The organism is Cellulomonas sp. ACRRI (assembly GCF_022346185.1).
In the GTDB taxonomy this organism is placed as follows: Bacteria; Actinomycetota; Actinomycetes; order Actinomycetales; family Cellulomonadaceae; genus Cellulomonas.
The window spans coordinates 1-25890 of record NZ_JAKRMS010000051.1; the positions used below are offsets into that span (position 1 = coordinate 1).

The 25890-nt window shown below is 76.3% G+C and carries 29 protein-coding genes; 10 read left to right on the forward strand and 19 right to left on the reverse strand.

The window, feature by feature from the left end; translation table 11 throughout:
* A partial coding sequence (locus tag MHY85_RS10885; RefSeq protein WP_239196223.1) for an HNH endonuclease signature motif containing protein occupies window positions 1-311 on the forward strand: 311 nt, incomplete at its 5' end.
* Between the two features lie 105 nt (window positions 312-416).
* A complete protein-coding gene (locus MHY85_RS10890; protein WP_239196225.1) occupies window positions 417-614 on the forward strand; it encodes a hypothetical protein in 198 nt (65 codons plus the stop codon).
* A 321-nt stretch (window positions 615-935) separates the two neighbouring features.
* On the opposite strand, the gene MHY85_RS10895 is transcribed toward MHY85_RS10890, so the two are convergent.
* The 3 genes from MHY85_RS10895 to MHY85_RS10905 are packed head-to-tail and all read right to left on the reverse strand — an operon-like array spanning window position 936 to window position 3605.
* Window positions 936-1478: a TetR/AcrR family transcriptional regulator gene (locus tag MHY85_RS10895; protein WP_239196227.1), complete on the reverse strand. Its 543-nt coding sequence runs from the start codon at window positions 1476-1478 to the stop codon at window positions 936-938.
* Window positions 1475-2065: a sugar O-acetyltransferase gene (locus MHY85_RS10900; RefSeq protein WP_239196229.1), complete on the reverse strand. Its 591-nt coding sequence runs from the start codon at window positions 2063-2065 to the stop codon at window positions 1475-1477. Before MHY85_RS10900 ends, MHY85_RS10895 begins: the two co-directional genes overlap by 4 nt.
* A gap of 55 nt (window positions 2066-2120) precedes the next feature.
* Window positions 2121-3605: an amidase gene (locus tag MHY85_RS10905; RefSeq protein WP_239196231.1), complete on the reverse strand. Its 1485-nt coding sequence runs from the start codon at window positions 3603-3605 to the stop codon at window positions 2121-2123.
* A gap of 94 nt (window positions 3606-3699) precedes the next feature.
* Between MHY85_RS10905 and MHY85_RS10910 the strand changes: the two genes are divergently transcribed.
* A complete protein-coding gene (locus MHY85_RS10910) occupies window positions 3700-4119 on the forward strand; it encodes a GNAT family N-acetyltransferase (protein ID WP_239196233.1) in 420 nt (139 codons plus the stop codon).
* Between the two features lie 20 nt (window positions 4120-4139).
* Here the strand turns inward: MHY85_RS10910 and MHY85_RS10915 are convergent, their stop codons facing one another.
* Both MHY85_RS10915 and MHY85_RS10920 read right to left on the reverse strand, forming a co-directional pair.
* Window positions 4140-4520: a DUF2255 family protein gene (locus MHY85_RS10915; RefSeq protein WP_239196235.1), complete on the reverse strand. Its 381-nt coding sequence runs from the start codon at window positions 4518-4520 to the stop codon at window positions 4140-4142.
* On the reverse strand, window positions 4517-4927 hold the full coding sequence (locus MHY85_RS10920) for a cupin domain-containing protein (protein WP_239196237.1): 411 nt from the start codon (window positions 4925-4927) through the stop codon (window positions 4517-4519). The genes MHY85_RS10915 and MHY85_RS10920 overlap by 4 nt, the downstream gene beginning before the upstream one ends.
* Before the next feature lie 141 nt (window positions 4928-5068).
* Between MHY85_RS10920 and MHY85_RS10925 the strand changes: the two genes are divergently transcribed.
* Window positions 5069-5980 carry a helix-turn-helix domain-containing protein gene (locus MHY85_RS10925; RefSeq protein WP_239196239.1) on the forward strand — a complete coding sequence of 304 codons (912 nt, stop codon included), beginning with the start codon at window positions 5069-5071 and terminating at the stop codon, window positions 5978-5980.
* A gap of 77 nt (window positions 5981-6057) precedes the next feature.
* Entirely contained in the window at window positions 6058-7044 is a 987-nt protein-coding gene (locus tag MHY85_RS10930; protein ID WP_239196241.1) for an aldo/keto reductase, read from the forward strand.
* A gap of 38 nt (window positions 7045-7082) precedes the next feature.
* Here the strand turns inward: MHY85_RS10930 and MHY85_RS10935 are convergent, their stop codons facing one another.
* A complete protein-coding gene (locus MHY85_RS10935; protein ID WP_239196243.1) occupies window positions 7083-7577 on the reverse strand; it encodes a hypothetical protein in 495 nt (164 codons plus the stop codon).
* Between the two features lie 125 nt (window positions 7578-7702).
* On the opposite strand from MHY85_RS10935, the gene MHY85_RS10940 reads away from it, so the two are divergent.
* The 4 genes from MHY85_RS10940 to MHY85_RS10955 all read left to right on the forward strand — a co-directional run bounded on the left by MHY85_RS10940 (window position 7703) and on the right by MHY85_RS10955 (window position 11772).
* Window positions 7703-8491: a phosphotransferase gene (locus tag MHY85_RS10940; protein WP_239196245.1), complete on the forward strand. Its 789-nt coding sequence runs from the start codon at window positions 7703-7705 to the stop codon at window positions 8489-8491.
* Window positions 8492-8621: 130 nt separating this feature from the next.
* Window positions 8622-9710, forward strand: coding sequence for an acyl-CoA dehydrogenase (locus MHY85_RS10945; RefSeq protein WP_239196247.1), 1089 nt, complete (start codon window positions 8622-8624; stop codon window positions 9708-9710).
* The gene (locus MHY85_RS10950) at window positions 9704-11062 is read left to right on the forward strand and encodes a bifunctional PIG-L family deacetylase/class I SAM-dependent methyltransferase (protein WP_239196249.1); all 1359 of its coding nucleotides are present in this window, start codon (window positions 9704-9706) and stop codon (window positions 11060-11062) included. Before MHY85_RS10945 ends, MHY85_RS10950 begins: the two co-directional genes overlap by 7 nt.
* On the forward strand, window positions 11059-11772 hold the full coding sequence (locus tag MHY85_RS10955) for a glycosyltransferase family 2 protein (protein ID WP_239196251.1): 714 nt from the start codon (window positions 11059-11061) through the stop codon (window positions 11770-11772). Before MHY85_RS10950 ends, MHY85_RS10955 begins: the two co-directional genes overlap by 4 nt.
* Here the strand turns inward: MHY85_RS10955 and soxR are convergent.
* The 3 genes from soxR to MHY85_RS10970 all read right to left on the reverse strand — a co-directional run bounded on the left by soxR (window position 11745) and on the right by MHY85_RS10970 (window position 13191).
* Window positions 11745-12251 (reverse strand): redox-sensitive transcriptional activator SoxR, encoded by a 507-nt coding sequence (soxR, locus tag MHY85_RS10960; protein WP_239196253.1) that lies wholly within the window; start codon window positions 12249-12251, stop codon window positions 11745-11747. The genes MHY85_RS10955 and soxR overlap by 28 nt on opposite strands.
* Window position 12252: 1 nt before the next feature.
* On the reverse strand, window positions 12253-12579 hold the full coding sequence (gene fdxA, locus MHY85_RS10965; protein ID WP_239196255.1) for a ferredoxin: 327 nt from the start codon (window positions 12577-12579) through the stop codon (window positions 12253-12255).
* Between the two features lie 93 nt (window positions 12580-12672).
* Complete coding sequence (locus MHY85_RS10970) at window positions 12673-13191, reverse strand: MarR family winged helix-turn-helix transcriptional regulator (protein ID WP_239196257.1); 519 nt, start codon at window positions 13189-13191, stop codon at window positions 12673-12675.
* A gap of 39 nt (window positions 13192-13230) precedes the next feature.
* On the opposite strand from MHY85_RS10970, the gene MHY85_RS10975 reads away from it, so the two are divergent.
* Complete coding sequence (locus tag MHY85_RS10975; protein WP_239196259.1) at window positions 13231-14163, forward strand: DMT family transporter; 933 nt, start codon at window positions 13231-13233, stop codon at window positions 14161-14163.
* Here the strand turns inward: MHY85_RS10975 and MHY85_RS10980 are convergent.
* The 10 genes from MHY85_RS10980 to MHY85_RS11025 all read right to left on the reverse strand — a co-directional run bounded on the left by MHY85_RS10980 (window position 14121) and on the right by MHY85_RS11025 (window position 25827).
* Window positions 14121-14822, reverse strand: a complete 702-nt coding sequence (locus MHY85_RS10980) for a response regulator (protein WP_239196260.1) — start codon at window positions 14820-14822, stop codon at window positions 14121-14123. The genes MHY85_RS10975 and MHY85_RS10980 overlap by 43 nt on opposite strands.
* Complete coding sequence (locus MHY85_RS10985) at window positions 14819-17314, reverse strand: DUF4118 domain-containing protein (RefSeq protein WP_239196261.1); 2496 nt, start codon at window positions 17312-17314, stop codon at window positions 14819-14821. Before MHY85_RS10985 ends, MHY85_RS10980 begins: the two co-directional genes overlap by 4 nt.
* A 3-nt stretch (window positions 17315-17317) precedes the next feature.
* On the reverse strand, window positions 17318-17926 hold the full coding sequence (gene kdpC / locus MHY85_RS10990) for a potassium-transporting ATPase subunit KdpC (protein WP_308191367.1): 609 nt from the start codon (window positions 17924-17926) through the stop codon (window positions 17318-17320).
* A 23-nt stretch (window positions 17927-17949) separates the two neighbouring features.
* On the reverse strand, window positions 17950-20127 hold the full coding sequence (gene kdpB / locus MHY85_RS10995) for a potassium-transporting ATPase subunit KdpB (protein WP_239196262.1): 2178 nt from the start codon (window positions 20125-20127) through the stop codon (window positions 17950-17952).
* A 5-nt stretch (window positions 20128-20132) separates the two neighbouring features.
* Complete coding sequence (gene kdpA, locus MHY85_RS11000; RefSeq protein WP_239196263.1) at window positions 20133-21803, reverse strand: potassium-transporting ATPase subunit KdpA; 1671 nt, start codon at window positions 21801-21803, stop codon at window positions 20133-20135.
* Window positions 21803-21892: a potassium-transporting ATPase subunit F gene (locus MHY85_RS11005; protein WP_147795050.1), complete on the reverse strand. Its 90-nt coding sequence runs from the start codon at window positions 21890-21892 to the stop codon at window positions 21803-21805. Before MHY85_RS11005 ends, kdpA begins: the two co-directional genes overlap by 1 nt.
* The gene (locus MHY85_RS11010) at window positions 21889-22056 is read right to left on the reverse strand and encodes a hypothetical protein (protein WP_239196264.1); all 168 of its coding nucleotides are present in this window, start codon (window positions 22054-22056) and stop codon (window positions 21889-21891) included. Before MHY85_RS11010 ends, MHY85_RS11005 begins: the two co-directional genes overlap by 4 nt.
* A 96-nt stretch (window positions 22057-22152) precedes the next feature.
* Window positions 22153-23046, reverse strand: coding sequence for an aldo/keto reductase (locus MHY85_RS11015; RefSeq protein WP_239196265.1), 894 nt, complete (start codon window positions 23044-23046; stop codon window positions 22153-22155).
* Window positions 23047-23143: 97 nt separating this feature from the next.
* Window positions 23144-24532, reverse strand: coding sequence for an L-serine ammonia-lyase (locus MHY85_RS11020; protein ID WP_239196266.1), 1389 nt, complete (start codon window positions 24530-24532; stop codon window positions 23144-23146).
* Window positions 24533-24561: 29 nt separating this feature from the next.
* Window positions 24562-25827 carry a M20 family metallopeptidase gene (locus MHY85_RS11025; RefSeq protein WP_239196267.1) on the reverse strand — a complete coding sequence of 422 codons (1266 nt, stop codon included), beginning with the start codon at window positions 25825-25827 and terminating at the stop codon, window positions 24562-24564.
* Between the last annotated feature and the right edge of the window lie 63 nt (window positions 25828-25890).

Consider the following 25890-nt stretch of genomic DNA (forward strand, 5'->3'; position numbering starts at 1 on the left):
ACACCACCTGCGTCGCACCCGGGTGCACCGTCCCGGCCCGCAACGCCGACCTCGACCACACCATCGAGTACCACCGAAGGCCCGGCGACCCACCCGAGACCCCCTTGGGTCGCACCGACGCCGACAACCTCGGACCCCTGTGCCACCGCCACCACCGCCTCAAGACCGACGGCGGCTTCCGGCTACGCCAGATCGCCCCCGGGCTGTTCGAGTGGATCACCCCCGCCGGGCACCGCTACCTCACCCGACCCGGCACCGGCCGGAACCACGACGCCACCACCGACCCCCACGACGCACCCCCACCGTTCTAGCCCGCGCGCGGGTCGGCCCTCTGGAGTCGCCTTCCGGTGGCTCTCGGACGCGGCCCACGGCACGCGCACAGGGGCGTGTCAGTGGTCGGCCGTACGGTTCGGGACATGAGCAGGCGGGCCATCGACCACGAGCGACTCCGGGAGATCCACGCGCGATTCTCGGCGACGCCGCCGCCGCGCACGCTCGCGGAGCAGGACGCCTACGACCGGCTCGAGGCCGACCTCATCGAGGCCATGGGCCTGACCCGGGACGAGTTCGAGCGGATGTCCGCGACGTACGCCCAGCTGCGCCGCGCGAGCTGACCCTGGCAGCAACGCGCGAGTCGACCCGGCGGCACCGCACGAGCTGAGCCCGGTGGACCCGCGCCGACTCACCCCGGTGGACCCGCGCGGACTCACCCCGGTGGACCCGCGCGGACTCACCCCGGCGGACCCGCGCCGACTCACCCCGGCGGACCCGCGCCGACTCACCCCGGCGGACCCGCGGACTCGCCCCGGCGGACCCCCGCGGACTCGCCCCGGCGGGCCCCCGCGGACTCGCCCGGGCGGCACCGCACGAGCTGACCCCCGCGGTACGAGGGCGAGCTGACCGGCACGAGGCACGGCGCCGGAGGCGCGCGGGCCTCAGCCCGTCCCCGCCACCCGACGCACCCCGGCCTCGACCGCCGCGTCGTCGCCGGGGCCGGTGTCGAGCGCCCGGTGGATGCCGAGCCCCTCGACCAGCGCGTCCAGCGCCCGCGCCGTCGTCGGGTCGAACCACCGCTCCAGCGAGGCCCGGCTCCGCGCCATCCACGCCGTGGTCAGGTCCCGGTACCGCGGGTCCCGCGCCGCGAGCGTGTAGAGCTCGTGGCTGAGCACCAGGTCCCGGGGGTCGGCCATCACCTCGCCCCGGATGTACGCCACCAGCGCGTCGACGGCCGCCGCCCGGTCGGGTGCCGCCGCCATGAGCGCGTCGAACCGCTCGCCGAACGCCCGGGCGTACCGGTCGAACGCCGCCCGGAGCAGGTCGTCCAACCCGTCGAAGTGGTAGGTCATCGACCCGAGCGGCACGTCCGCCGCGGCGGCGACCTTGCGGTGCGAGGTGCCGGCGACGCCCTCGGCGGCGAGCACGTCGAGGCACGCGTCGACGATGCGGTCGCGCCGGTCCGGGTCGTGGCGGCGGGTCATCGGTCGATGTTCTCCCGGACGACCCGGGCGGGGTTGCCGACGGCGACGACGTTCGCCGGGATGTCCCGGGTGACGACCGAGCCCGCGCCGATGACGGAGTTCTCACCGATCGTGACGCCCGGGCACACGATGACGCCGCCGCCGAGCCACACGTTGTCGCCGATCACGATGGGCTTGGCCCCCTCGAGCTTGTCCTTGCGGGGCTGCGGCTCGATGGGGTGGATCGGGGTGAGCAGCTGGACGTTCGGGCCGATCATGCAGTCGTCGCCGATGTGGATGGTCGCGACGTCCAGGGCCGTGAGGTTGAAGTTCACGAACGTGCGGGCGCCCACGTGGATGTTCTTGCCGTAGTCGACGTGCAGCGGCGGTCGGATGCCGGAGCCCTCGCCCAGCGTGCCGAGCAGGTCGGCGAGGATCGCGCGGGCGGCCTCGTCGTCGAGCAGGGCGACGCGACCGTACGCCTCGGCGAGCCGCGCGGACCGCCGGGTGAGGTCCTCGATCTCCTGGTCGGCGATGTACAGGTCGCCCGCCAGCATCCGCTCGAGGTTGGTGCGCGGGTCGTCGGCGAAGTAGTCGGTCGTCGTCATGCGGCCGATGGTACGCACCGTTGCGTACGCCCGTACACAGCGGCCTCGCGGAACCTCACCAGACGGGAGGCCGTCGCTCCGGCCACCGCAGCCGCTGCTCGAGCTGCGCCGCGAGCGCCAGCAGCACGTGCTCGCCGCCCGGCCGCCCGACCAGCTGGACGCCCATCGGCAGCCCGGCCGGCGCGGCGTCCTCGGGCTCGGTCCAGTGCGTCGGCACCGTGATCGCCGGGAGGCCGCACACGTTGAGCATCGAGGTGTACGGGGTGTACTCGCACTGCTGCGCGAAGTTCCGCTCCGGGTCCTCGGCGTCGTACCAGCCGAGGGGCCGCGGGGTGAGCGCCATCGCGGGCAGCAGTACCGCGTCGTACTCCTCGACGCGGGACACCATCGTCCGCTCGAAGGCCGCGAGCGCACCGACCGCCTCGACGAGCTGCCGCGCGGGGACCGCCCGTCCGCGCTCGATCAGCCACTGCGTCAGCGGCTCCAGCAGCGCCAGCCGGGCGGGGTCGTCGATCGGCACGGCCGACGCACCCGCCATCCACAGGGTCCGGAACGCCGGCGCGTAGGCGGGGTCGGGCTCCCAGGTGCCGGCGTCGCGCACGGCGTGCCCGAGCGCGTCGAGCGCCGCGGCGCCGGCGTCGAGCGCGGCGCGCGCCTCCGGACCGAGCACGATGTCGTAGGCACCCTCCCACGCGCTGAACGTGCTGACCCCGATCCGGAACGCGGACCGGCCGTCCGGCGTCCGGCCGCGCTGCGCGGCGTCCAGGTAGGACCCGCGCGGCCCGGCGGCGGTGCGCAGCGTCCGCGGGTGGTCCACCTCCCCGTCGGCGCGCCGGGGCAGCATGCCCTCCAGCAGCAGGGCGGCGTCCGCGGTGGTGCGCGCGATGGGCCCGTGCACGACCAGGCCGCCGAGCGACTCCACGCCCCCGCCGGCCGGCAGCAGGCCGCGGGTGGTCTTCAGACCGACGAGACCGCAGGCGGCGGCCGGGATGCGGACGGACCCGCCGCCGTCCGACCCGGGCGCGACCGGCAGCAGCCCGGCGGCCACGGCGACCGCGGCCCCGCCGCTCGACCCGCCGGACCCGCGCCCCAGGTCCCAGGGGTTGCGCGCGGGCGGCCCGACCAGCGTCTCCGTGTACGAGGGGAAGCCGAGCTCGGGCGCCGCGGTCTTGCCGAGCGACACGATCCCCGCGGCGTCGAGCACCTGCGTGATGTCGCTGCTGACCTCGGGCACGTACCGGTACGGGCCGGCGAACGCCCGCGACCCGAACCCGGTCGGCACGCCCGCGCGGTCGGTGAGGTCCTTGTCGGCCGTCGGCAGGCCCCACAGCGGCGCGTCCGGACCCGGCGCCGCGCCGCGGGGCAGGGCGGCCGCGCGCTCCCGGGCCTCGTGGGGCGTCACCGTCGCGAAGGCACCCAGCGCCGGGTCGCGCTCGGCGATGCGACCGAGGTAGTGCTCGGTGAGGTCGGCGGGGGCGACGTCGCCGGACCGGAGCAGGTCACGGAGGGCGACGGCGGTCATCTCGTGCAGCGCGGTCACGCAGCCAGCCTAGGCAGAGCGGGGCGCGGCCACCCGGTCTCCTCCGCCACCTACCCCGGCGACCGTCGCGCCCGTGTGCGGGACGATGGACCGCATGACCACCGCCGTCGCCCTCGAGGACCGCCTGCCCACCCCGGAGGAGCACCGCCGGCTGGCCGAGGCCGTCGGCTGGTCGCACGCCTTCGACTGGTCGTCCCAGCCCGCGTCGCTCGCCGGGTCGACGCTCGGAGTGGTCGCGGTCGACGGCGGGGAGACCGTCGGCATGGCCCGGGTCGTCGGCGACGGCGTGAAGTACTTCATGGTCCAGGACGTCGTCGTGCTGCCCGCACGGCAGGGCCGCGGCGTCGGCCGGGCGCTGGTCGCGCGGGTGCTCGACCTGATCGCCGAGCGCGCTCCGGCCCCGGCCTTCGTGACGCTGTTCGCCACCGCCGAGGGCAGCGGGCTCTACCGGGCGGCGGGGTTCGAGGTCGGGGACATGACCGGCATGGTCCGCGTGGTCGACCCGCGCCCCTGAGTCGCGCGCCCGCCCCGGGCTCAGCCCTCCGCCGGCTCCAGGCGCAGCGTCACGTCCACGACCTGCGGCCCGACCACCGTGCCGACGATCTGCGGCCCGTGCCGGTCGTACTTCGCGTGGTACGCCGCGTCCACGGACTCGTGCGCGTCGGGGTCGGCGGCGGCGAACCGCACCTCCTTGGTCACCCCGCCCGCCTCGACCCGCCCGCGTCCGGACGCCTGCGCCCGGCGGAACCAGCCGTTGCCCGGCCCGTACGCCGACCGGACCACGACGTCGTCGCCGACGCGCACGACCCAGATGGTCACGGCCGGGCGCAGGGTCCCGTCGGGGCGGTACGAGGCGAGCCGCAGCTCTTCCGCCGCCCCGATCCGGTCCAGCTCGTCGGTCGTCCAGGTGCTCATCGCGCGTCGCCTCCCGCGTACTGCTCCTCGGTGACCGGCTCGGCCCACGTGGTCTCGGAGCCGTCCCGGGCGTCCGTCGTCTCCCACATCGCCAGGTGCTCCATGAAAGCCCCCGGCCCGGCGCCGTGCCAGTGCTCCTCCCCCGGCGGGCACCACACGGTCTGGCCCGCCGGGGCCTCGAGCACCCGGCCGTCGCGCGTGCCGACCCGGGCGACGCCCTGGGTCACGTGCAGCGACTGGCCCTCCGCGTGGCGGTGCCAGTGGGTGCGGGCGCCCGGGGCGAACCGGACGAGGTTGACCCGCAGCCGGGACGGCGCGGGCGGCGCGGCGAGGACGTCGAACCAGACGTCGCCGGTGAACAGGGCGGACGGGCCGGCGGTCGTCGGCTCCTGGGGGCGGATCTCCACGGGTACCTCCTGGGCGTCGTGCGCGGCGGGGCCGCAGCGCACCCCCCAGCAGACACCCGGTGGCGCCGGTGCGGGAGGTCCCGCCGTGACGGGTACTGGCAGGACCTGCCTCCGCGACGCGAGCGGACGTACCGTCGAGGCATGGACAACCGCGACGAGGTGCGTGACTTCCTGGCGTCCCGCCGGGCCCGGATCACGCCCCCCCAGGCCGGGCTCACCGCCTACGGGTCGAACCGCCGCGTCGCCGGCCTGCGCCGCGAGGAGGTCGCGATGCTCGCCGGGGTGTCCTCCGACTACTACGTCCGCCTGGAGCGCGGGAACCTCTCGGGCGTCTCGGACTCGGTGCTCGCGGCGATCGCCCGCGCGCTGCAGCTCGACGAGGCCGAGACGCTGCACCTGCAGGACCTCGCGCGCGCCGCCGGCCCGCGCACCGCGCGCGCCCGCCGCCGGCCCACGCCGCCCGTGCCGGCGAGCGTCCAGGTCATGCTCGACGCCATGACGGGCGCGCCGGCCGTCGTCCGGAACGAACGGCTCGACGTCCTCGCCGCGAACGCGCTCGGCCGGGCGCTGTACGCGCCGCTGTTCACCGGCCCGTCGTACGTCGAGGGCCGCCCCGCCAACCACGCCCGGTTCGCGTTCCTCGACCCCGCCGCGCGCGACTTCTGGGTCGACTGGGAGAAGGCCGCGCGGGACACGGTCGGGATCCTGCGCGCCGTCGCCGGCCGCGACCCGCACGACAAGGCGGTGCACGACCTGGTCGGGGAGCTGTCCACCCGCAGCGAGGAGTTCCGCGGGCGCTGGGCGCGGCACGACGTGCACCTGCACCGCGGCGGCCTCAAGCACATCCAGCACCCCGTCGCCGGACGGCTGGACCTGATGTACGACACGCTGCCGATCGCGCAGGCGCCCGGGCTGACGATGCTCGTGTACACCGCGGCCCCCCGGACCCCGTCCGCCGACGCCCTGCAGCTGCTCGCCAGCTGGGCGGCGAGCGGCGACGCGCCCGACGCGGTCGCCGCCCCCGGGACGAGCCCCACGACCGCCGTCGGCTGACCGCGGCCGCACCGCCACCGGTGCGCACCCGCCCGACACGGCCGGGTGCGCACCGCCGACCCCATGGAGGATCCGCCATGCACACCCGCACCCTCGGACAGGGGCTCGAGGTCTCGGCCGTCGGCCTCGGCGCCATGGGCATGTCCATGTCCTACGGCCCGAACCCCGGCACCCGCGACGACATGGTCGCCGTGCTGCGCGGAGCCGTCGACCTCGGCGTCACGTTCGTCGACACCGCCGAGGTCTACGGCCCGTACGTCAACGAGGAGCTGGTCGGCGAGGCGCTCGCACCGCTGCGCGACCGGGTCGTCGTCGCGACGAAGTTCGGCTGGCGGATCGCCGACGGCCGGATGGTCGGGCTGAGCTCGCGGCCCGAGCAGATCCGCGCGGTCGCCGAGGCCTCCCTCCGCCGGCTCCGCGTCGAGACGATCGACCTGTTCTACCAGCACCGCGTCGACCCGGACGTGCCGATCGAGGACGTCGCCGGGACCGTCGGCGAGCTCGTCGCCGAGGGCAAGGTCCGGCACCTCGGGCTGTCCGAGGCGGGTGCGGCCACGATCCGGCGCGCGCACGCGGTGCACCCGGTGACGGCCGTGCAGTCGGAGTACTCGCTGTGGACGCGCGACCCCGAGCCGGAGGTGCTGCCGACGTGCGCAGAGCTCGGGATCGGCTTCGTGCCGTTCAGCCCGCTCGGCAAGGGCTTCCTCACGGGGACCGTCGACGCGACCACCACCTTCGCCGAGGGCGACATCCGGCACCGGGTGCCGCGGTTCACGGCGGAGAACCGGGACGCGAACGCCGCCCTGGTGGCGCGGGTGCGCGCGGTGGCGGAGGCCCGCGGGGCGACCCCCGGGCAGGTCGCGCTCGCGTGGCTGCTCGCGCAGCAGCCGTGGATCGTGCCGATCCCGGGCACCCGGCGGCTGTCGCGGGTCCGGGAGAACGCGGACGCGACGACCGTCGCCCTCTCGGCGGACGAGCGCGCCGAGCTGGACGCCCTCGCGTCGACGCTGGGCGTGCAGGGCGACCGCTACGACGACGCGGGGATGTCCCTGGTCGGCCGCTGACCGGGTCCGCCGGGCCGGTGCCCGGGCGCCACGACGCGTCAGGCGCGCGGGAGCGGGCGGGGCGGGGTGCCCGCGTCGTCCGGGAGGAGCGACAGGGCGGTGCCCAGGACGCCCCAGACCAGCGCCGGCCGGGTGTGGGCGAACCGCACGCCCGCGGCCCGGCGGCGCTCCCCGCGCCGGAAGACCGCCCGCTCGATCGCGACGACCGAGCCGACGGAGACCGCGAGCGCCGCGGCACCGGCCGCGCACACCGAGGCGCGCCGGCGCGGGGTCATCGACGCCCACAGCCCGCCCCAGTCGACCTGCTCCTCGTCCGGGTCCTGAGCGGCGGCGGCACGGCGCGCGCGCGACTCCTCGAGCCCGCGGCGGAGGTCGGGCACCGAGGCCGCGAGGACGACGCCGGTCAGCGCGGCCTTCGCCCAGCCGCGCGCGGCACGGGACCGGATGACGTCCGGGCTCGCGTAGTAGGCGGTCGAGGCCAGTCCGGTCACCGCGGCGTTCAGCACGCGGGAGGCCGGCGGGGTGGACGGCATGTCGGGTCCTCCGGGGTGGTCGGCGGGTCGTCCGGCCACGCTAGCCAGCGGGCCGCGCCGCCCGCATCCGCCCTGCGGCGGAGGCCTGTCGTCCGCGCGGCCGACCCGGACGGATACTGACTGACGTGCCCGAAGACGTCCTCGACCGCGCCCGACGGCTCGCCGCGCTCCTCGGGCTCGACCCCCGCTCCTTGACCGCGCTCGGCGGCGCGACCGGCGAGGTGTTCGGCGCAGGGGACGTCGTCCTGCGCCTGGGCGCGCGCGAGCGCCTCGACGTCGAGGCTGCCGCGACCCGTGCCGCCGCCGCGGTGGTGCCCGTGGCCGAGGTGCTCGACCGGGTGGACACCGAGGACGGCTCGGCGGTGCTGCTCCGCCGGGTGCGCGGCAGGGTCGCGCTCGACCTGGACGATCCCGACACCGACCGCGCCCGGCGACGGGGGGCGGCGTGCGGGGCCGCGCAGCGCGCGCTCGCCGGCGTGCGGGCGCCGGGTGGCGTCCCCGCGGCGCCGGCGCACGGACTCCCGGCGCGGCCGGTCCCCCGCGGCGCCGCACCGGCGCTGCTGCACCTCGATCTGCACCCGTTCAACATCCTGCTCGACGACCGCGACGAGGTGACCGCCGTCCTCGACTGGCCGAACGCCGCCGCGGGCCCCGCCGACCTGTGCCGCGCCCGGACCTGGGCCGTCCTGCACCTCGACCCGGCCGCCGCCCCCGTCCGGGACCATCCGGTGTGGCGCGCCCTGGTCACGGGCTGGTCCGCAGGAGCCCGGCTCGACGACCTCGACGACGACGCCCGGGCCTGGGGCTGCCGGTTCCTGCTGGAGGACCTCCGCACGCGACGCACCTCCGACGAGCTCGCCCCCGCCCGCGCCGCGCTGGCACGGCTCGAGGCGGGGACCGGCCCGGCGCGCTGAGAGCGTGCCGGACGGACGACTCCCCTGGTCAGCGCTTCCCCCCGCTGGCGGGCCCCGGCGCCCCGGGCGATGATCGCCGCCGGGCCCGCACCCCCGGCGGGCCGCCGACCGACCAGCCGCGAGGAGACCCATGCCCGACGGCACCCGCCCCGTCCGCCTCCGGGACGGCAGCCCGCCGCCGGACCTGCTCCTCGCCCCGCTGCCCGGGACGGTGCCCGAGGCGCTGCGCGCGGTGGCCACCTGGCCGGACGACCTACGCCCCGGCACCGGGGCGACGGCGGGCCTCTGGGAGCTGCTCGCCACGCTCGCGGCGCACGACCTCGCCGTCGCGCGGGCCGTGGAGCCGCACCTGGACGCGCGGGCGGTCCTCGACCAGGCCGCGGGCACGGTCCCCGGCGACCCCGCGGCGTCCACCTGGGGCGTCTACGCCGCCGAGGGCCCCGGCCCCGCGCTCACCGCGAGCCCGGTCGCGGCCGACGGCGACGACGCGGGGGACGGCTGGCTGCTGGACGGGACGAAGCCGTGGTGCTCGCTGTCCCGCGACCTCGACGCGGCGCTCGTCACCGCGCGCCTCGCCGGCGACGACACCCGCCGCGGGCTGTTCGCCGTCGACCTGCGCGCACCGGAGGTCCAGCCGGTCGACGCGCCCTGGCCCGCCCGCGGCCTCGCGGAGATCCCGAGCACGCCGGTCCGGTTCGATCGGGCGCGGGCGACGCTGGTCGCCGAGGGGTCCTGGTACCTGGACCGGCCCGGCTTCTGGTGGGGCGCGATCGGCGTCGCCGCGTGCTGGTTCGGGGGTGCCGTCGGCGTCGCCCGCCGCCTGCACGCGCACGCCGCCGACCGGCCCGACGACCGGCTGCTGGCCATGCACCTGGGGGCGGTGGACGAACGGCTGTCCGCCGCCCGGGTGCTCCTGGCGGACGCCGCGACCCGGGTCGACGCGTCCGGCGCGGCCACCCGCGGCGGCTGGGACGCGGAGCCGGAGGAGGCGCGCGCCGCGGGCCGGGTCCTCGCGAAGCGGGTGCGCGCGACGGTCGCCCGCACCTGCGAGGACGTGCTGCGGCTCTGCGGCCACGCGCTCGGCCCCGGCCCGCTGACCCAGGAGGAGGCGCACGCCAAGCGCGTCGCCGACCTGGAGGTCTACGTGCGGCAGCAGCACGCGGAGCGCGACGACGCCTCCCTGGGCGGCCTGCTCGCGGCGGGGCCCGCGCCGTGGTGATCTTCGACGGCCGGGCGGGCGGCACGCCGGCCGGCATCTGGGAGGCCTCCGCGCGGTTCGCCGCGCTGCCCGGGCTGGCCCTGCCCGCGGGGCGGACGGTGGTGGTGGCCGCGCACCCGGACGACGAGACGCTCGGCGCCGGCGGCCTGCTGCACCGGCTCGCCGAGGCCGGGCGCCCGGCCCACGTCGTGGTCGTCACCGACGGCGCCGGGTCCCACGGGGGCTCGGTGACGCTGGCGCCGGAGGACCTGGTGCCGATGCGCGCCCGGGAGGTGGCGGCGGGGGTCGCCGTGCTGTCGCCGCGGTCCGCCGTCACCACGCTGGGGTTCCCGGACGGCGGGACCCGGGAGCACCGCGAGGCGGTGGCGGCGGCCCTGCGCGCGGCGGTCGGCGACGAGCCGCCCGCGGTCCTGGTCGCGCCGTGGCGCGGGGACGGGCACCGGGATCACCGGGTCGTCGGCGAGGTGTGCGCGGAGCTCGCCGCCGCCACGGGCGCCGTGCTGCTGGAGTACCCCGTGTGGCTGTGGCACTGGGCGACCCCGGACCATGCGGACGTGCCGTGGGACCGGCTCCGGGCGCTGCCGCTCGCCGACCGCGACCTCACCGCCAAGCGCCGGGCGCTCGCCCAGCACGTCACGCAGACCCAGCCGTGGTCGGCCGCGCCCGAGGACGCCGCCCCGCTGCACCCGGAGTTCCTGCGGAACTTCGACCGGGACGTCGAGCCGTTCGTCGTGGCCGACGACCTCCCGGGCGGCGTGCCCCCGGAGTACTTCGCGGCCAAGTACGAGCGGCGCGACGACCCGTGGCACCTGGCGTCGCGGTGGTACGAGGAGCGCAAGCGCGCGCTCACCCTCGCCGCGCTGCCCGCCCGCCGGTACGGCTCGGTGCTGGAGGTCGGCTGCTCGGTCGGCACCCTGACGGCGGAGCTCGCCGGGCGCAGCGACCGGCTGCTGGCCACCGACGTCGTGCCCGCCGCCGTCGAGTCCGCCCGCGAGCGGCTCGCCGCGCACCCGCACGTCACGGTCCGCCGGCACGACGTCCGGTCCGGCGTCCCCGCGGGGCCCTACGACCTGGTGGTGCTGTCCGAGGTGGCGTACTACCTCACCCGGCCGGAGCTGCTGGACCTGGTGGAGCGGCTGCGCCCGGAGCTCGCCCCCGGTGCCACGGTGCTCGGCTGCCACTGGCGGCACCCGGTCGCGGAGCACGCGCAGACCGGCGACGACGTGCAGACCACCCTCGACCGGGCGCTCGGCCTGGGCCGGGTGGCGTCGTACCGCGACGCCGACGTGGCGCTGGACGTCTGGAGCGCCGACCCGGCGTCGGTGGCGGAGCGCGAGGGCCTGCTCCCGTGACCGCGCGGACGGCCGCCGCGCCCTCCCGGCCCCGCGTGACCCGGGTGCTCGTCGTCGTCCCCGTGCACGACGAGGAGGAGCTGCTGGCCGCGTGCCTGGGGTCCGTCGCCGCGGCGGCGGACGGGGCGGGGGTGCCGGTCGACGTGGTGGTCGCCCTCGACGACTGCCACGACGCGTCCGCGCGGCTGGCCCGGGCGGCGGGGGTGCGGACGGTCGCCGTCCGTGCGAGGGCGGTCGGCGCCGCGCGGGCCGCCGGCATCGGGGCCGGGCTCGCCCGCTGCGCCGACGACCCGGGCGCCGTGTGGATCGCGTGCACCGACGCGGACACCGTCGTCCCGCCGCACTGGCTGCGGACCCACCGCGCGCTCGCGGACGCTGGGGCGGACGTCGTGGTCGGGACCGTCCGACCCGACCCGCGCGACCTCACCCCCCGGCAGCTCGCCGCCTGGCGCGCCACCCGCGTCCCAGGCCGCCCCAACGGGCACGTGCACGGCGCCAACCTCGGCGTCCGCGCCGACGCCTACCTGCGCGCGGGCGGCTTCGCCCCGGTGGTGGAGCACGAGGACGTCGACCTCGTCGGGCGGCTGCGCGCCGACCCCGCCACCGTGGTGCGGGCGTCGGACGAGGTGGACGTGGTCACGTCCGGCAGGACCGTCGGCCGGACCCCCGGCGGGTACGCGGGCTACCTGCGGGGCGCGTTCCCGGCCTGACCGTCGTCGCGCCCGGCGTCCCCCGCCACCTCCGCGTCGAACCGCACGGGGCCCGCCCCGTGCTGCCCCAGCACGTCGTCCGGGTTGAGCAGCGCGCACGCCTTCAGCGACAGGCAGCCGCACCCGATGCAGCCCGCGAGGTCCCGCTCCAGGCGCTCGACGGTGCGGCGGCGCTCCTCGAGCCGCTCCTTCCACGCCCGGGACAGCCGCCGCCACTCGCCGGCGGTGGGTGCGCGGTCCAGCGGCACCGCCGCGAACACCTCGGTGAGCTCCGCCAGCGGGACGCCGAGCCGCTTGGCCACGACGATGAGCGAGATCCGCCGGAGCATGTGCCGGGGGTACCGCCGCTGGTTCCCGGGCGTGCGCGTCGAGACGATCAGGCCCCGGCGCTCGTAGAAGTGCAGCGCCGACACCGGCACGCCGGTGCGCCGGCTCACCTCGCCGACGGACAGGGCGTCCTCCGGCTCGGGGCGCGCCACCTCAGTCCTCGCGCACCTGGAGCGGCAGCGTGGCGATCAGCGGGTGGTCGACGTCCTGCACCCCGGTGCGGGCGGCGCCGCCGGGCGACCCGAGGGCGTCGAAGAACTCGACGTTGGCCCTGTAGTACTCGCTCCACTGCTCGGGGACGTCGTCCTCGTAGTAGATGGCCTCGACGGGGCAGACCGGCTCGCAGGCGCCGCAGTCCACGCACTCGTCGGGGTGGATGTACAGCGACCGCCTGCCCTCGTAGATGCAGTCGACCGGGCACTCCTCGATGCACGCCTTGTCCTTGACGTCCACGCAGGGCTGGGCGATCACGTACGTCACGAGGCCTCCGTCCGGGCCCGCTGCCCCGGCGGCCGGGCCCGCGCCGACGCTACGACCTCGACCGTGGTTGAGATCAAGGCGCGGTGGCCGAGGTCACACCCCGGTGCGCCCGGGGGCCGCTCCGTCCAGCGCCGCGAGCCACCGGCGCAGCAGCCCCTCCAGGGCGGCGGCGTCCTCCTCGGGCCCGAGCAGGTCGAGCAGCCGCCGCTCGTTGGCCATGTGCGCGGTGAACGCCGCGTCGACGACCTCGCGCCCGCGGGGGGTCAGCCCGACGACCCGCCCACGGCCGTCCTCGGCGCTCGGCCGCCGGGTCACCAGGCCGGCGCGCTCCAGCCGGTCGACCCGCTTGGTCATCGCGCCGGTCGTCACCATCGTGTGCGCCGCGAGGTCCCCCGGCGCCCGCTCGTAGGGCTCCCCCGCCCGGCGCAGCGCGGCGAGCACGTCGAACTCGCCCTCGCCGAGCCCGTGCTCCCGGTAGACCTCGGTGATCTCGCCGGTGAGGGCCAGCGCGAGCCGGTGCAGCCGCCCGATCACGCCCTGCGGGCGCACGTCGACGTCGGGGCGCTCGCGCGCCCACTCCTGCTGGATGCGGTCGACGTGGTCCGGCGCCATGCCGCCATCCTATCTTCCGAGGAAGGTATAGTCGCTTCCGTGGAAGACAACCGCCGCTGGCTCCCTGTCGCCGCCATCGCGCCGATCCTCTGGGGCAGCACGTACTACGTCACCCGGCACACCCTCCCCGCCGACAGCCCGCTGTGGGGCGGCGTGCTCCGCGCCCTGCCCGCCGGGCTCGTGCTGCTGGTGCTGGCGCGCCGGCTGCCACGAGGGTCGTGGTGGTGGCGGTCCCTCGTGCTCGGGACGCTGACCGTCGGCGCGTTCTTCGCGCTCGTCTACGTGGCCGCGCAGGCGCTGCCGAGCAGCATCGCGTCGACCGTGATGGCCCTCGGGCCCGTCGTGATGATGCTGGCCGCCTGGGTGCTGCTGGGTCGGCGCCCGCTGCTGCGGGCGGTCGTCGGCGGCGTGCTCGGCGTCGTGGGCGTGGCGGTGATGCTGCTCGGCGGGGGCGACGGGGCCGGGCTGGACCCGCGCGGGATCGCCGCCTCGGTCGCGGCGATGCTGATGTCGTCGATCGGATACGTCCTGGCGAACCGCTGGCAGGGCGAGGTCGAGGTGCTGCCGCTCACGGCCTGGCAGCTGGTGGCCGGGGCCCTCGTGCTGCTGCCGGTGGCGGTGGCGGTGGAGGGGCCGCCGCCGGCCCTCGACGGCACGGCGGTGCTCGGGTTCGCGTACGTCTCGCTGGTCGCGACGGCGGTGGCGAACGTGGCGTGGTTCGCCGCGCTGCGGCACCTCGGGCCGTCGACGGTCGGGCTGGTCGGGCTGCTCAACCCCGTGACGGGTGTGCTGCTGGGGACGGTCCTCGCGGCGGAGGTGCTGACGTGGCGGCAGGCCGTCGGCATCGCCGTCGTGCTCGGCGCGATGGCGTTGGGCGCGAGCCGGGCGCGGCGCCCCGCGCCGGAGGTCGTGGGACCCGTCTCGCCGGGTCAGCCCGCCGGCTCCGCCGCCCCCTCCGGCGCGAACCGGTAGCCCATCCCCTGCTCGGTCAGCAGGTACCGCGGCGCGCCGGGCTCCGCCTCCAGCTTCTTGCGGAGCTGGGAGAGGTACAGCCGGAGGTATCCGGACGACGTCACGTGGTGGGTGCCCCAGATCTCGGACAGGATCGTCTGCCGCGTCACCAGGCGGCCCGGGTTCCGGACGAGGATCTCCAGCACCTGCCACTCCGTCGGCGTGAGGTGGACGGGGCCGATGCCGTCCCGCGTCACGACCCGGGCCGCCAGGTCGACCGTGACCCCGCCGAACGCGACGACGGGCGCCTCGTCGTCGGGCGCGCCGGACCGCCGCCCGAGCGCCCGCAGCCGGGCCAGCAGCTCGTCCAGGTTGAACGGCTTGGTGACGTAGTCGTCCGCTCCCGCGTCGAGGGCCTCGACCTTGTCGTCCGGCCCCGTCCGGCCGGAGACGACGAGGATCGGCGCCTGCGTCCAGCCGCGCAGCGCCTGGATCAGGCCGATGCCGTCGAGCCGCGGCATGCCGAGGTCCACCAGGTACAGGTCGGGGCGGTGCGCAGCGGCGCGGTCGATCGCCTCCGCGCCGTCGGAGGCCGTGAGCACCTCGTAGCCCCGGGCGCGCAGCGTGATCCGGAGCGCGCGCAGGATCTGCGGGTCGTCGTCGGCCACCAGGATCGTCACGGCCGGGCCTCGGCGGGGTCGACGGCGGTCGGCAGGCCGACGACCATCGTCAGGCCGCCGCCCGGGGTGTCCTCGGGGGTCAGCGTGCCGCCCATGCCCTCCGCGAAGCCCCGGGACAGCGCGAGCCCGAGCCCGAGGCCGGCGGTGTTGTCGGTGTCGCCGAGCCGCTGGAACGGCACGAACAGGTCCGCCCGCCGCTCGGCCGCCACGCCCGGCCCGTGGTCGACGACCCGGATCTCCACCCGGTCCGCGAACGCGCTCGTCGTCAGGCGCGGGCGGCACCCCGGCGGGCTGAACTGCACGGCGTTGGCCAGCACGTTGACCACCACGCGGCGCAGCAGGGCGGGGTCCGCCTGCACCCGCGGGAGGTCGGGGTCCAGGTCCAGCTCCACGTCGTCGGGACCGAGGTGCAGCTCGTCCAGCGCGGGCAGGATCACGTCGTCCACGTCGGTGCTGGTGCACGACACCCCGAGCACGCCGGCCTGCACCCGGCTGACGTCCAGCAGGTCGGTCACGAGCACGGTGAGGGTGTCGAGGCTCTCCTCGGCCGTGGCGAGCAGCTCGGCGCGGTCCGCGGGCGACCACTCGACGTCGTCGGACCGCAGGCTGCTGACGGCCGTCGCCGCGGCGGTGAGCGGCCGGCGGAGGTCGTGGCTCACGGCGGAGAGCAGGGCGCTGCGCACCTGGTCGGTCTCGAGGAGCGGGGCGATCTCGCGCGCGGTCGCGGTGAGCCGCTCGTGCTCGAGCGCCGCCGCGGCCTGGGTGACGACGACCGGGAGCAGGCGGCTCGCCGAGCGGTCGAGGGGCGGGCCCGCCAGCTCGAGGGTCGCGTCCGCGGTCACCGGGACCACCACCGACGCGGACCCCTCGGCCGCCCCGCCCTTCTCCACCCGCAGCGTCCCGGCGACCCGCAGCCGCACCGCGTCGAGGCCGAACGCCTCCCGGGTGCGGGCCAGCAGGGCGCCGAGGGCGTCCTCGCCGCGCAGCACGCCGCCGGCGATGCCGATCAGCATCTCCGACTCCGCGGCCGCCCGCTGCGCGACCCGGCTGCGCCGCGCGGCCTGGTCGACGACCAGGCTCACCAGCGCGCCGTTGGCGACGTACAGCGCCAGGGCCAGGGCGTGCACCGGCTCGCTCACCGTGATGGTGTGCACCGGCGCGACGAACGCGTAGTTGAGCGTGACCCCGGACATGAGCGCGGTGAACAGCGCGGGCCACAGCCCCCCGACCAGCGCGATCACGACGACGAGCAGCTGGTAGGCCAGCACGTCGCCGGCGAGCGACTGCTCGTTGCGGGCCACGACCAGCAGCCAGGTGAGCAACGGGCCGAGCACCAGGGCGAGCAGGAAGCCCAGCACCCGGCGGCGCGCGGTCAGCGCCCCGGTGAGCCGCGGCAGGGCGAGCCGCGTGCCGGCGGCGGCGTGGTTGACGATGTGCACGTCGATGGCGCCGGCCTGCCGGATGACCGTCGCGCCGATGCCCGGGCCGGTGAGCGCCGCCTTCAGCCAGCTCCGCCGGCTCAGCCCGATGACCAGCTGCGTCGCGTCCTGCCCGCGCGCGAACCCCACCAGGGCGTCGGGCACGTCCTCCCCCACCACCTGGTGGAAGCTGCCCCCGAGCTGCTCCGCGAGCGCCGCCTGAGCCGCCAGCGCGCCGGGGCTCGCGTCCCGGAGCCCGGTCTGGGCGGAGACGTGCACCGCGAGCAGCTCCCCGCCGGCCGACCGCGCGGCGATCCGCGCGCCGCGGCGCAGCAGCGTCTCCCCCTCCGGGCCGCCGGTCAGCGCGACCACCACCCGCTCCCGGGCCTCCCACGGCGCCTCGATCGCGTGCTCGGCACGGTACGAGCGCAGCGCCGAGTCCACCTCGTCGGCCAGCCAGAGCAGCGCCAGCTCGCGCAGCGCCGTCAGGTTCCCGAGCCGGAAGTAGTTCGACAGCGCCGCGTCCACCCGCTCCGCGGGGTACACGTTGCCCTCCGCGAGCCGGTCGCGCAGCGACTGCGGCGCCAGGTCCACCAGCTCGACGTCGTCCGCCGCGCGCAGCACCGCGTCCGGCACCGTCTCGCGCTGCGGGACCCCGGTGATCGTGCGCACCACGTCGTTCAGCGACGCGATGTGCTGGATGTTCACCGTCGTGACCACGTGGATGCCGGCGTCCAGCAGCTCGGCGACGTCCTGCCAGCGCTTGTCGTGCCGGGACCCCGGCGCGTTCGTGTGGGCGAACTCGTCCACCAGCGCGACCGCCGGGCGCCGGGCGAGGACCGCGTCCAGGTCCATCTCGGACAGCCGCACGCCGCGGTGCTCCACCTCGGCCCGGGGCACGACCTCCAGGCCGTCCAGCAGCGCGGCCGTGGCGGCGCGGCCGTGGGTCTCCACGACCGCGACCACCACGTCCTTGCCGTCGCGGCGCAGGTCCTGCCCCGCCTCGAGCATCGCGAAGGTCTTGCCGACCCCCGGCGCCGCGCCGAGCAGGACCCGCAGCCGACCCCGGTGCACGCCTCAGCCCGCCAGCCGGTCGAGCGCGAGGTTGAGCTCGAGGACGTTCACGCCGGCCTGGCCGAGGAAGCCCAGGTCCGGCCCGGTGGTGGCCGCCGCCACCAGCCCGCGGACCTCGTCCTCGGGCAGGCCGCGCTCGGCCGCGACCCGCGGCACCTGCAGGTCGGCGTACTCCGGGCTGATCTGCGGGTCGAGGCCCGAGCCCGAGGCGGTGAGGGCGTCGGCGGGCACCGCGGCCGGGTCCACGCCCTCCAGCGCCGCGACGGCGTCGCGGCGGTCCTCGATCGCCGCGACCAGGTCGGGGTTCTCCGGCCCCAGGTTCGACCCCGACGACGCGGCACCGTCGTACCCGTCGCCGGCCGCGGAGGGCCGGGACTGGAAGTACCGCGGCAGCGCCGCGCCGTCGGCGTCGGTGAACGACTGGCCGAGCAGCGACGACCCGACGACGGCGCCGTCCGCACCGGTCACGAGGGACCCGTCGGCCCGCGCCGGCAGCAGCCGGCCCAGGCCCGTCACGAGCAGGGGGTACGCGACCCCGAGGATCACGGTGAGGACCAGCATCGCCCGCAGCGAGACGACGAGGTGCGACCAGGTGGTGCGAGGGGAGCTCACGGCTCTCTCCTTCAGTCCGGGGGTCAGAAGGGGGGCAGCAGGCTGACGACCAGGTCGATCAGCTTGATGCCGAGGAAGGGTGCGACGACGCCGCCGAGGCCGTAGACCAGCAGGTTGCGGCCGAGGATCGACGAGGCCGCCGCGGCGCGGTACCGCACCCCCCGCAGGGACAGCGGGATCAGCGCGACGATCACCAGCGCGTTGAACACGATCGCGGAGAGGATCGCGGACGCCGGCGACGACAGCTGCATGATGTTGAGCGCCGCCAGCCCGGGGAACACCCCCGCGAACAGCGCCGGGATGATCGCGAAGTACTTCGCCACGTCGTTCGCGATGGAGAACGTCGTCAGCGCGCCGCGGGTGATGAGCAGCTGCTTGCCGATCCGCACGACGTCGATCAGCTTGGTCGGGTCCGAGTCGAGGTCGACCATGTTCCCGGCCTCCTTGGCGGCCGAGGTGCCGGTGTTCATCGCCACGCCGACGTCGGCCTGCGCGAGGGCGGGGGCGTCGTTGGTGCCGTCCCCGGTCATCGCGACGAGGTTGCCGCCCTCCTGCTCCCGCTTGATCAGCGCGAGCTTGTCCTCCGGGGTGGCCTCCGCGAGGAAGTCGTCGACCCCGGCCTCGGCCGCGATCGCCTTGGCGGTGAGCGGGTTGTCGCCGGTGATCATCACCGTGCGGATGCCCATCGCGCGCAGCTCGGCGAACCGCTCGGCCAGGCCGTCCTTCACGACGTCCTTGAGGTGCACGACCCCGAGGACCCGGCCCGCGCCGGACCAGTCCTTCGCCGCGACGACCAGCGGGGTGCCGCCCTCGGACGAGATGCGCTCCACGTGGCCGTCGAGCTCGCGGCGCACGGCGGCGGGCAGGGCGGCCTCCTCCTCGAGCCACGCGACGACGGCGCTGCCGGCGCCCTTGCGGATCCGGGTGACGTCCGGCAGGTCGACACCGCTCATCCGGGTCTGCGCGGTGAACGGCACGACCTCCGTGCCGGCGGCGATCGTCGCGGCGTCGCCCGCCACGCCCTGCTCGGCGGCGAGGTCGACGATCGACTTCCCCTCCGGCGTCGGGTCGGCGGCCGAGGCCTGGGCGGCGGACCGCACCAGGTCGTGCGCGTCGACGCCGGTCAGCGGCAGGAAGGCGACCGCCCGGCGGTTGCCGTAGGTGATGGTGCCGGTCTTGTCGAGCAGCAGGGTCGTGACGTCGCCCGCCGCCTCGACGGCGCGGCCGGACATGGCCAGCACGTTCCGCTGCACCAGCCGGTCCATGCCGGCGATGCCGATGGCGGACAGCAGGGCCCCGATCGTCGTGGGGATCAGGCAGACCAGCAGCGCGACCAGCACCGGCACGCTCACCGAGGCACCGGAGAACCCGGCGATCGGGTTCAGCGTGAGCGCGACGACCACGAACACGATCGACAGCGACGCGAGCAGGATGTTCAGCGCGATCTCGTTCGGCGTCTTCTGCCGGGCCGCGCCCTCGACCAGGGCGATCATCCGGTCGACGAACGTCTCGCCGGGCTTCGAGGTGATCCGCACGACGATCCGGTCGGAGAGCACCCGGGTGCCGCCGGTGACGGCCGACCGGTCGCCGCCGGACTCCCGGACCACGGGCGCGGACTCCCCGGTGATGGCGGACTCGTCGACCGAGGCGATGCCCCAGACGATGTCGCCGTCCCCCGGGATCAGCTCCCCGGCGGTCACGACCACCACGTCGCCGAGCGCCAGGTCCGGCGAGGCGACCGGCCGGGTGCGGGCGCGCTCCGCGCCGGGGTCGCGCCCGGGGTCGTACCCGTCGACCACCGCGGCCGTGGTGCTCGACCGGGTCTGCCGGAGGCTGTCCGCCTGGGCCTTGCCGCGCCCCTCGGCGACGGCCTCCGCGAAGTTCGCGAACAGCACGGTGAGCCACAGCCACACGGCGATGCCGGCGGTGAACGTGGCCGGGGTGTCGGTCCCGCCGGACTGCTCGGGGCCGCCGGTGAACGGCTCGACGACCGCCAGGACCGTGGTGAGCGCGGCGCCGACCTCGACCACGAACATGACGGGGTTGTGCCACATCAGGCGCGGGTCGAGCTTGCGGACCGTGTCCGGCAGCGCCTCCCGGGCCTGCGCGAGGCTCAGCCCGCGGGGGCGGCGCGGGGCGGGCGCGGCCGGGTCGGCCGGGCCCGTCGTCGGGGCAGCGTCGTGCTGCAGGGCAGTGCTCATCGACGTCACAGACCTTCCGCCAGGGGACCCAGCGCGAGAACGGGGAAGTAGGTGAGGGCGGTCACGATCACCGCGACGCCCGTGAGGAGGCCGACGAACTGCGGCCGGGAGGTGGGCAGGGTGCCGGCGGTGGCCGGCACCTTGTCCTGCGCGGCGAGCGAGCCCGCGAGCGCCAGCACCAGCACGATCGGGACGAACCGGCCGAGCAGGATCGCCACGCCCAGCGCGGTGTTGAGCCACGGCGTGTTCGCGGTCAGGCCCGCGAACGCCGAGCCGTTGTTGTTCGCCGCCGACGTGAACGCGTACAGCACCTCGGAGAAGCCGTGCACCCCGGGGTTCCAGATGGACGTGGACTCCACGGAGTCCCGCACCGCCGGGACCGCGAACGACAGCGCGGTGCCGGCCAGGACGAGCGTCGGCGTCACCAGGATGTACAGCGAGGCGAGCTTGATCTCGCGCGGGCCGATCTTCTTGCCCAGGTACTCCGGGGTGCGGCCGACCATCAGCCCGCCGACGAACACCGCGATGACCGCGAGCACGAGCATCCCGTACAGGCCGGAGCCGACGCCGCCGGGGGCGATCTCGCCCAGCATCATGTTGAGCATCGGGAACAGGCCGCCGAGCGCGGTGAACGAGTCGTGCATGCCGTTGACCGCGCCGGTCGACGTCAGCGTGCTGACGCTGCCGAACAGCGTGGTCGCGGCGACGCCGAACCGCTGCTCCTTGCCCTCCATGGCCGCGCCGGCGAGCTGCGGGGCGGTGCCCGCGCCGTGGCTCTCGACGACGGTGAGCAGGACGGTGCTGGCGAGGAAGATCGCGCCCATCGCGGCGAGGATCGCGTAGCCCTGCTTGTGCGAGCCGACCATGCGGCCGAACGTGCGCGGCAGGGAGAACGGGATCGCGAGCATGAGCACGACCTCGAACAGGCTGGTCCAGCCGGTCGGGTTCTCGAACGGGTGCGCGGAGTTGGCGTTGAAGAACCCGCCGCCGTTGGTGCCGAGCAGCTTGATGGCCTCCTGGGAGGCCACCGGGCCGCCGGGGATCGACTGCACGCCGCCGGCCAGGGTGGTGACGTCGGTGGGCGCGGCCCAGTTCTGGATGACGCCTCCGGCGATCAGCACGACGGCGCCGAGCACCGAGATCGGCAGCAGGACCCGCAGCGTGCCGCGGGTGAGGTCGACCCAGAAGTTGCCGATGGTGCCGGTGCGGCGGCGGGCGAACCCGCGCACCAGGGCGACCGCGACCGCCATGCCGACCGCCGCCGACACGAAGTTCTGCACCGCGAGCCCGAGGACCTGCACGGAGTACCCGAGGGTCTGCTCCGGCGAGTACGACTGCCAGTTGGTGTTGCCGACGAACGACGCCGCGGTGTTGAACGCCAGGTCCGGGCGGACCGCCGGCAGCCCGAGGTCCCACGGCAGCCAGGCCTGCGCCCGCTGCAGCAGGTAGACGAGCAGCAGCCCGACGAGCGAGAACGCCAGCACGCTCCGGACGTAGGAGCGCCAAGACTGCTCGGACCGGGAGTCGACGCCGACCAGCCGGTACAGCACGCGCTCGACCCGCAGGTCGCGCGGCGACGTGTACACGTGGGCCAGGTAGTCGCCGAGGGGCCGGTACAGCGCCGCGACCACGACGGCCACCAGCAGCAGCTGCGCGGCGGCCAGCCAGCCGGCCATCAGAACCGCTCCGGCTTCACGAGCGCCCACACCAGGTAGACGACCGCCGCGACGCCGAGCGCCGCCGCGACGAGGTCGAGGACGATCACAGCCTCTCGACCCCCGCGGCGACGGCGCTCACGAGCGCGAACAGGGCGACCGCGGCCGCCACGAACACCAGGTCCAGCACGAGGGACTCCCGACATCGGTCCTCGTCGACCGGGCCGGGCCGGCACAGGTCGACGGCCCGGTCAGGTGCCGGGCCGTCTCCCATCCGACCCCCGCCGCGGGGCGCCGGCGGCCATCCTCACGGGTTCCATACGGCCGCCGGCCGGTTCCTGACGGATCGCGTGCGGGCGCCCTCGCCCGGTCAGCCGATCTCGAGCCCCACGGCGCGCGAGCAGCGCTCGACCTCCTCGGCGGTGAGCGCCAGGTCGGCCGCCGCGGCGGAGTCGGTGATGGACGCCGGCCGCCGCGCCCCGGGGATCGCGACCAGCACCTCGCTCAGCGCGAGCTCCCACGCGAGGACGACCTGCTGCGGGCTCACGCCGCGGGCCTCGCCGATCTCGCGGAACACCGAGAACCGGTCGCCCACGCTCCGGCCGCCGCCGCCGGTGCCGCCGAGCGGGCTCCAGGGCAGGAACGCGATCCCGTGCTGCTCGCAGTACCGCAGCTCGTCGTAGCTGCCGGGGTGCCGCGGCGAGAACTCGTTCTGCACGCTGACCAGCCCGCCCTCGCCGAGGACCTGCTGCGCGATCTCGATCTCCTCGACGCTCGCGTTGGAGATGCCGATCTCGCGGATCTTGCCCTCCTGCTTCAGCGTCGCCAGGTGCTCCATGATCTCGCCGTAGACGAGCCACCGGTCGGGGCGGTGGTACTGGTACAGGTCGATCGCCTCGACGCCCAGCTCGCGCAGCGACTTCTCCACGGCGGAGCGCAGGTACGCCAGCGACCCGTCGCGGCCCCACTGCTCGCCCTCGCTGCGGGTGATCCCGCCCTTGGTGGTGATGAGCAGCCCGTCGGTGTCGCCGCCCCACGTGCGCACGGCCTCGGCCACGATGCGCTCGTTGTGCCCCATCTGGTCCCAGGACGGCGCGTAGATGTCGGCCGTGTCGATCAGCGTGACGCCCGCGTCGAGCGCGGCGTGCACCGTCGCGATCGCCTCGTCGTGGTCGGGGTAGACCTTGTCGTTGTTCATCGACATCGGCATGGCGCCGAGGCCGATCGCGGAGACGGTGTACGGGCCGATGCTGCGGTGCTGCACGGGTGCTCCTTCGCGCGGGGTGCTGCCCCGCGGCGGGCTGCGGCGGGGCCGGGGTCCAGCATCCCGCCGCCGCCCGCCGGGAGCATCCCGACGCCGCTCAGCACTCCACGACGTTGACGGCGAGACCGCCGCGGCTCGTCTCCTTGTACTTGTCGCTCATGTCCACGCCGGTCTGCCGCATGGTCTCCACCACGGCGTCGAGGGAGACGATGTGCGACCCGTCCCCGTGCAGCGCCAGCCGGACGGCGGTGACGGCCGTCGTCGCCGCGATCGCGTTCCGCTCGATGCACGGCACCTGCACCAGCCCGGCGATGGGGTCGCAGGTGAGCCCGAGGTGGTGCTCCATCGCGATCTCGGCCGCGTTCTCCACCTGCTCCGGTGTCCCGCCCAGCACGGCGCAGTACCCGGCGGCGGCCATCGCGCACGCCGACCCGACCTCCGCCTGGCACCCGCCCTCGGCGCCCGAGATCGACGCGTTCGCCTTGATCAGCGACCCGACGGCTGCCGCGGTGAGCAGGAACCGGTGCACACCCTCTCTCGACGCCCCGGGCTCCGTGGCCCAGTAGTGGTGGAGCACGGCGGGCAGGATGCCGGCCGCGCCGTTCGTCGGCGCGGTGACGACCCTCCCGCCGGCGGCGTTCTCCTCGTTCACCGCGAGCGCGTACACCTGCAGCCACTCGCTCCCGGTGCGCCGGCCGTCCGCCTCCGCGGCCTCGAGGCTCGCGCGCATCGCGGCGGCCCGCCGCCGGACGCGCAGGCCCCCCGGGAGCGTGCCCTCCGTCGTGGTCCCCGCCTCGACGCACGCGCGCATCGCCGCCCACACGGCGTCCAGACCCGCCCGCACGTCCGCGGGCTCCCGCTGGGCGACCTCGTGCGCCCAGGCGACGTCCGCGATCGTCCGTCCGCCGCGGCAGCGCGCCAGCAGCTCGGCACCGGACCGGAACACCGGCAGGTCGGCGGCGGCCGCCTCCCGGGGGGCGGCCACCGGGGCGACGGGCTCCGCCGGCTCGTCCCCCACGCACCGGATGAACCCGCCGCCCACCGACTCGTAGGTCTTCTCCAGCGCGGGCTCGTCGGCGCCGTCCGCCCACGCGCGCAGCACGAGCGTGTTGGGGTGCCCGGGTCGCCGCACCCGGGGTTCCAGCACGACGTCGGCGGCCGCGAACGCCACCGGCAGCACGCCGCCGAGCAGCAGGACCTGACCCTCCGGGTGCGCGGACCAGGCGCCGCGCACGGCCGCGGGGTCGCAGGTCTCCGGCGCGAGGCCCGCGAGCCCGGCGACCAGCGCGTCCGGCGTCCCGTGCCCGAGGCCGGTGGCGGCGAGGGACCCGTACAGGACCGCGCCGACCCGGGTCACGCGGCCCGGGAGCGCGGCCAGCGCGCGGCGCGCGAAGTCCGCCCCGGCCCGCATGGGCCCGACCGTGTGCGACGACGAGGGGCCGATGCCGATGGAGAACAGGTCGAGGGCGGAGACGTACACGCCCACATCCTCGCGCGACCCGACCGGCGCCGCCGTCACTCGCGTCCCTGGGGCGTCGTGGTGGCGCCCGCCGGCCGGGCCGCCTGCCGGGCGAGGAGGTCGGCGCGGGTCTCGGGCGACAGCGCCGCGGCGCACGCCGCCCACGCCAGGCCCGTCGCGGCGTCCAGGACCGCGGCGTCCGCCGCCGGGGAGGCCGCGTCGGCGGCGAAGCCCACGGTGTGCGGGGCGGCGGTCGAGCCCCGCACCGCGATCCCCGGGTGGATGGACGGCACCACCTGCGAGACGTTGCCCATGTCCGTCGAGCCCCCGGCGGCGCCGCCGAGAGAGACGGTCGGGCGACCCAGGTCCGCGAGCGCCGCGTTCCACGCCTCGGCCAGCACGGGCTCCTGCCGCAGCGGGTCGTACCGCGGCTCGGTCCGGCGCTGCTCCCACGTGCAGCCCGAGGCGATCGCCCCGGCCTCGAAGCACGCGAGGACGCGGCGCTTGGCGTCGCGGAGCTCGTCGAGGTCGAACGAGCGGACCTCGGCCTGCAGGACGACCCGCGCCGGGATGATGTTGGTGACCTCGCCGCCCGAGGTCACCACGGCGGCGGTCCGCACCGTGCCCGGCAGCTGCTGGCGCAGCAGCCCGATCGAGGCGAGCGCGATCGTCGCCGCGTCCAGCGCGTTGATCCCCGCCTGCGGCGCGGCGGCCGCGTGCGCCGCCCGCCCGGTGTAGACGACCTCGAACCGGTCGACGGCCTGCGTCGTGAACTCGTCGCAGCGCACGTCGACGCCGGGCGCGCCGTGCACCATGAGCGAGATCGTCGCGTCCTCCCAGGCGCCGGCCTCGAGCATGTGCACCTTGCCGCCGCCGTGCTCCTCGGCGGGCGTGCCGAGCAGCCGGACCGTCAGGCCCGCCTCGTCCGCGACGGACGCCAGGGCGACCGCCGCCCCGAGACCGGCCGCGGCGATGATGTTGTGCCCGCAGGCGTGCCCGAGGCCCGGGAGGGCGTCGTACTCCGCGCACACCGCCACCACGAACTCCCCCGAGCCGGCCGTCGCGTCGATCGCGGTGTCGAGCCCGAAGGCGCCGACCGTGACGTCGAACCCGGCGTCCCGCAGGGCGTCGGCGAGCAGGCCGGCCGCCCGGTGCTCCGCGAACGCGACCTCCGGGTGCGCGTGGATCTCGTGGCTGACCGCGAGCAGCCGCTGCTCCCAGCCGCGGACGACCTCGGCGGTGCGGCGCCGCGCCTCGGCGACGTCGATGCGCACCGGGGCGGGCGTCGGGGTGGTCGGGCTGACGGATCCGGTGAGGGTCATGCGTGCTCTCCTGCGGTGACGGGCTGGACGGCGGGGACGGTGGCGGTGGCCTGGGCGGCGGGC

Bases quoted from the DNA above. Each gene is read 5' to 3' on its own strand.
- MHY85_RS10890 (WP_239196225.1), top strand. From the start codon at position 417: ATGAGCAGGCGGGCCATCGACCACGAGCGACTCCGGGAGATCCACGCG.
- MHY85_RS10895 (WP_239196227.1), bottom strand. From the start codon at position 1,478: ATGACCCGCCGCCACGACCCGGACCGGCGCGACCGCATCGTCGACGCG.
- MHY85_RS10900 (WP_239196229.1), bottom strand. From the start codon at position 2,065: ATGACGACGACCGACTACTTCGCCGACGACCCGCGCACCAACCTCGAG.
- MHY85_RS10910 (WP_239196233.1), top strand. From the start codon at position 3,700: ATGACCACCGCCGTCGCCCTCGAGGACCGCCTGCCCACCCCGGAGGAG.
- MHY85_RS10915 (WP_239196235.1), bottom strand. From the start codon at position 4,520: ATGAGCACCTGGACGACCGACGAGCTGGACCGGATCGGGGCGGCGGAA.
- MHY85_RS10925 (WP_239196239.1), top strand. From the start codon at position 5,069: ATGGACAACCGCGACGAGGTGCGTGACTTCCTGGCGTCCCGCCGGGCC.
- MHY85_RS10930 (WP_239196241.1), top strand. From the start codon at position 6,058: ATGCACACCCGCACCCTCGGACAGGGGCTCGAGGTCTCGGCCGTCGGC.
- MHY85_RS10935 (WP_239196243.1), bottom strand. From the start codon at position 7,577: ATGCCGTCCACCCCGCCGGCCTCCCGCGTGCTGAACGCCGCGGTGACC.
- MHY85_RS10945 (WP_239196247.1), top strand. From the start codon at position 8,622: ATGCCCGACGGCACCCGCCCCGTCCGCCTCCGGGACGGCAGCCCGCCG.
- MHY85_RS10970 (WP_239196257.1), bottom strand. From the start codon at position 13,191: ATGGCGCCGGACCACGTCGACCGCATCCAGCAGGAGTGGGCGCGCGAG.
- kdpB (WP_239196262.1), bottom strand. From the start codon at position 20,127: ATGAGCACTGCCCTGCAGCACGACGCTGCCCCGACGACGGGCCCGGCC.
- kdpA (WP_239196263.1), bottom strand. From the start codon at position 21,803: ATGGCCGGCTGGCTGGCCGCCGCGCAGCTGCTGCTGGTGGCCGTCGTG.
- MHY85_RS11010 (WP_239196264.1), bottom strand. From the start codon at position 22,056: ATGGGAGACGGCCCGGCACCTGACCGGGCCGTCGACCTGTGCCGGCCC.
- MHY85_RS11025 (WP_239196267.1), bottom strand. From the start codon at position 25,827: ATGACCCTCACCGGATCCGTCAGCCCGACCACCCCGACGCCCGCCCCG.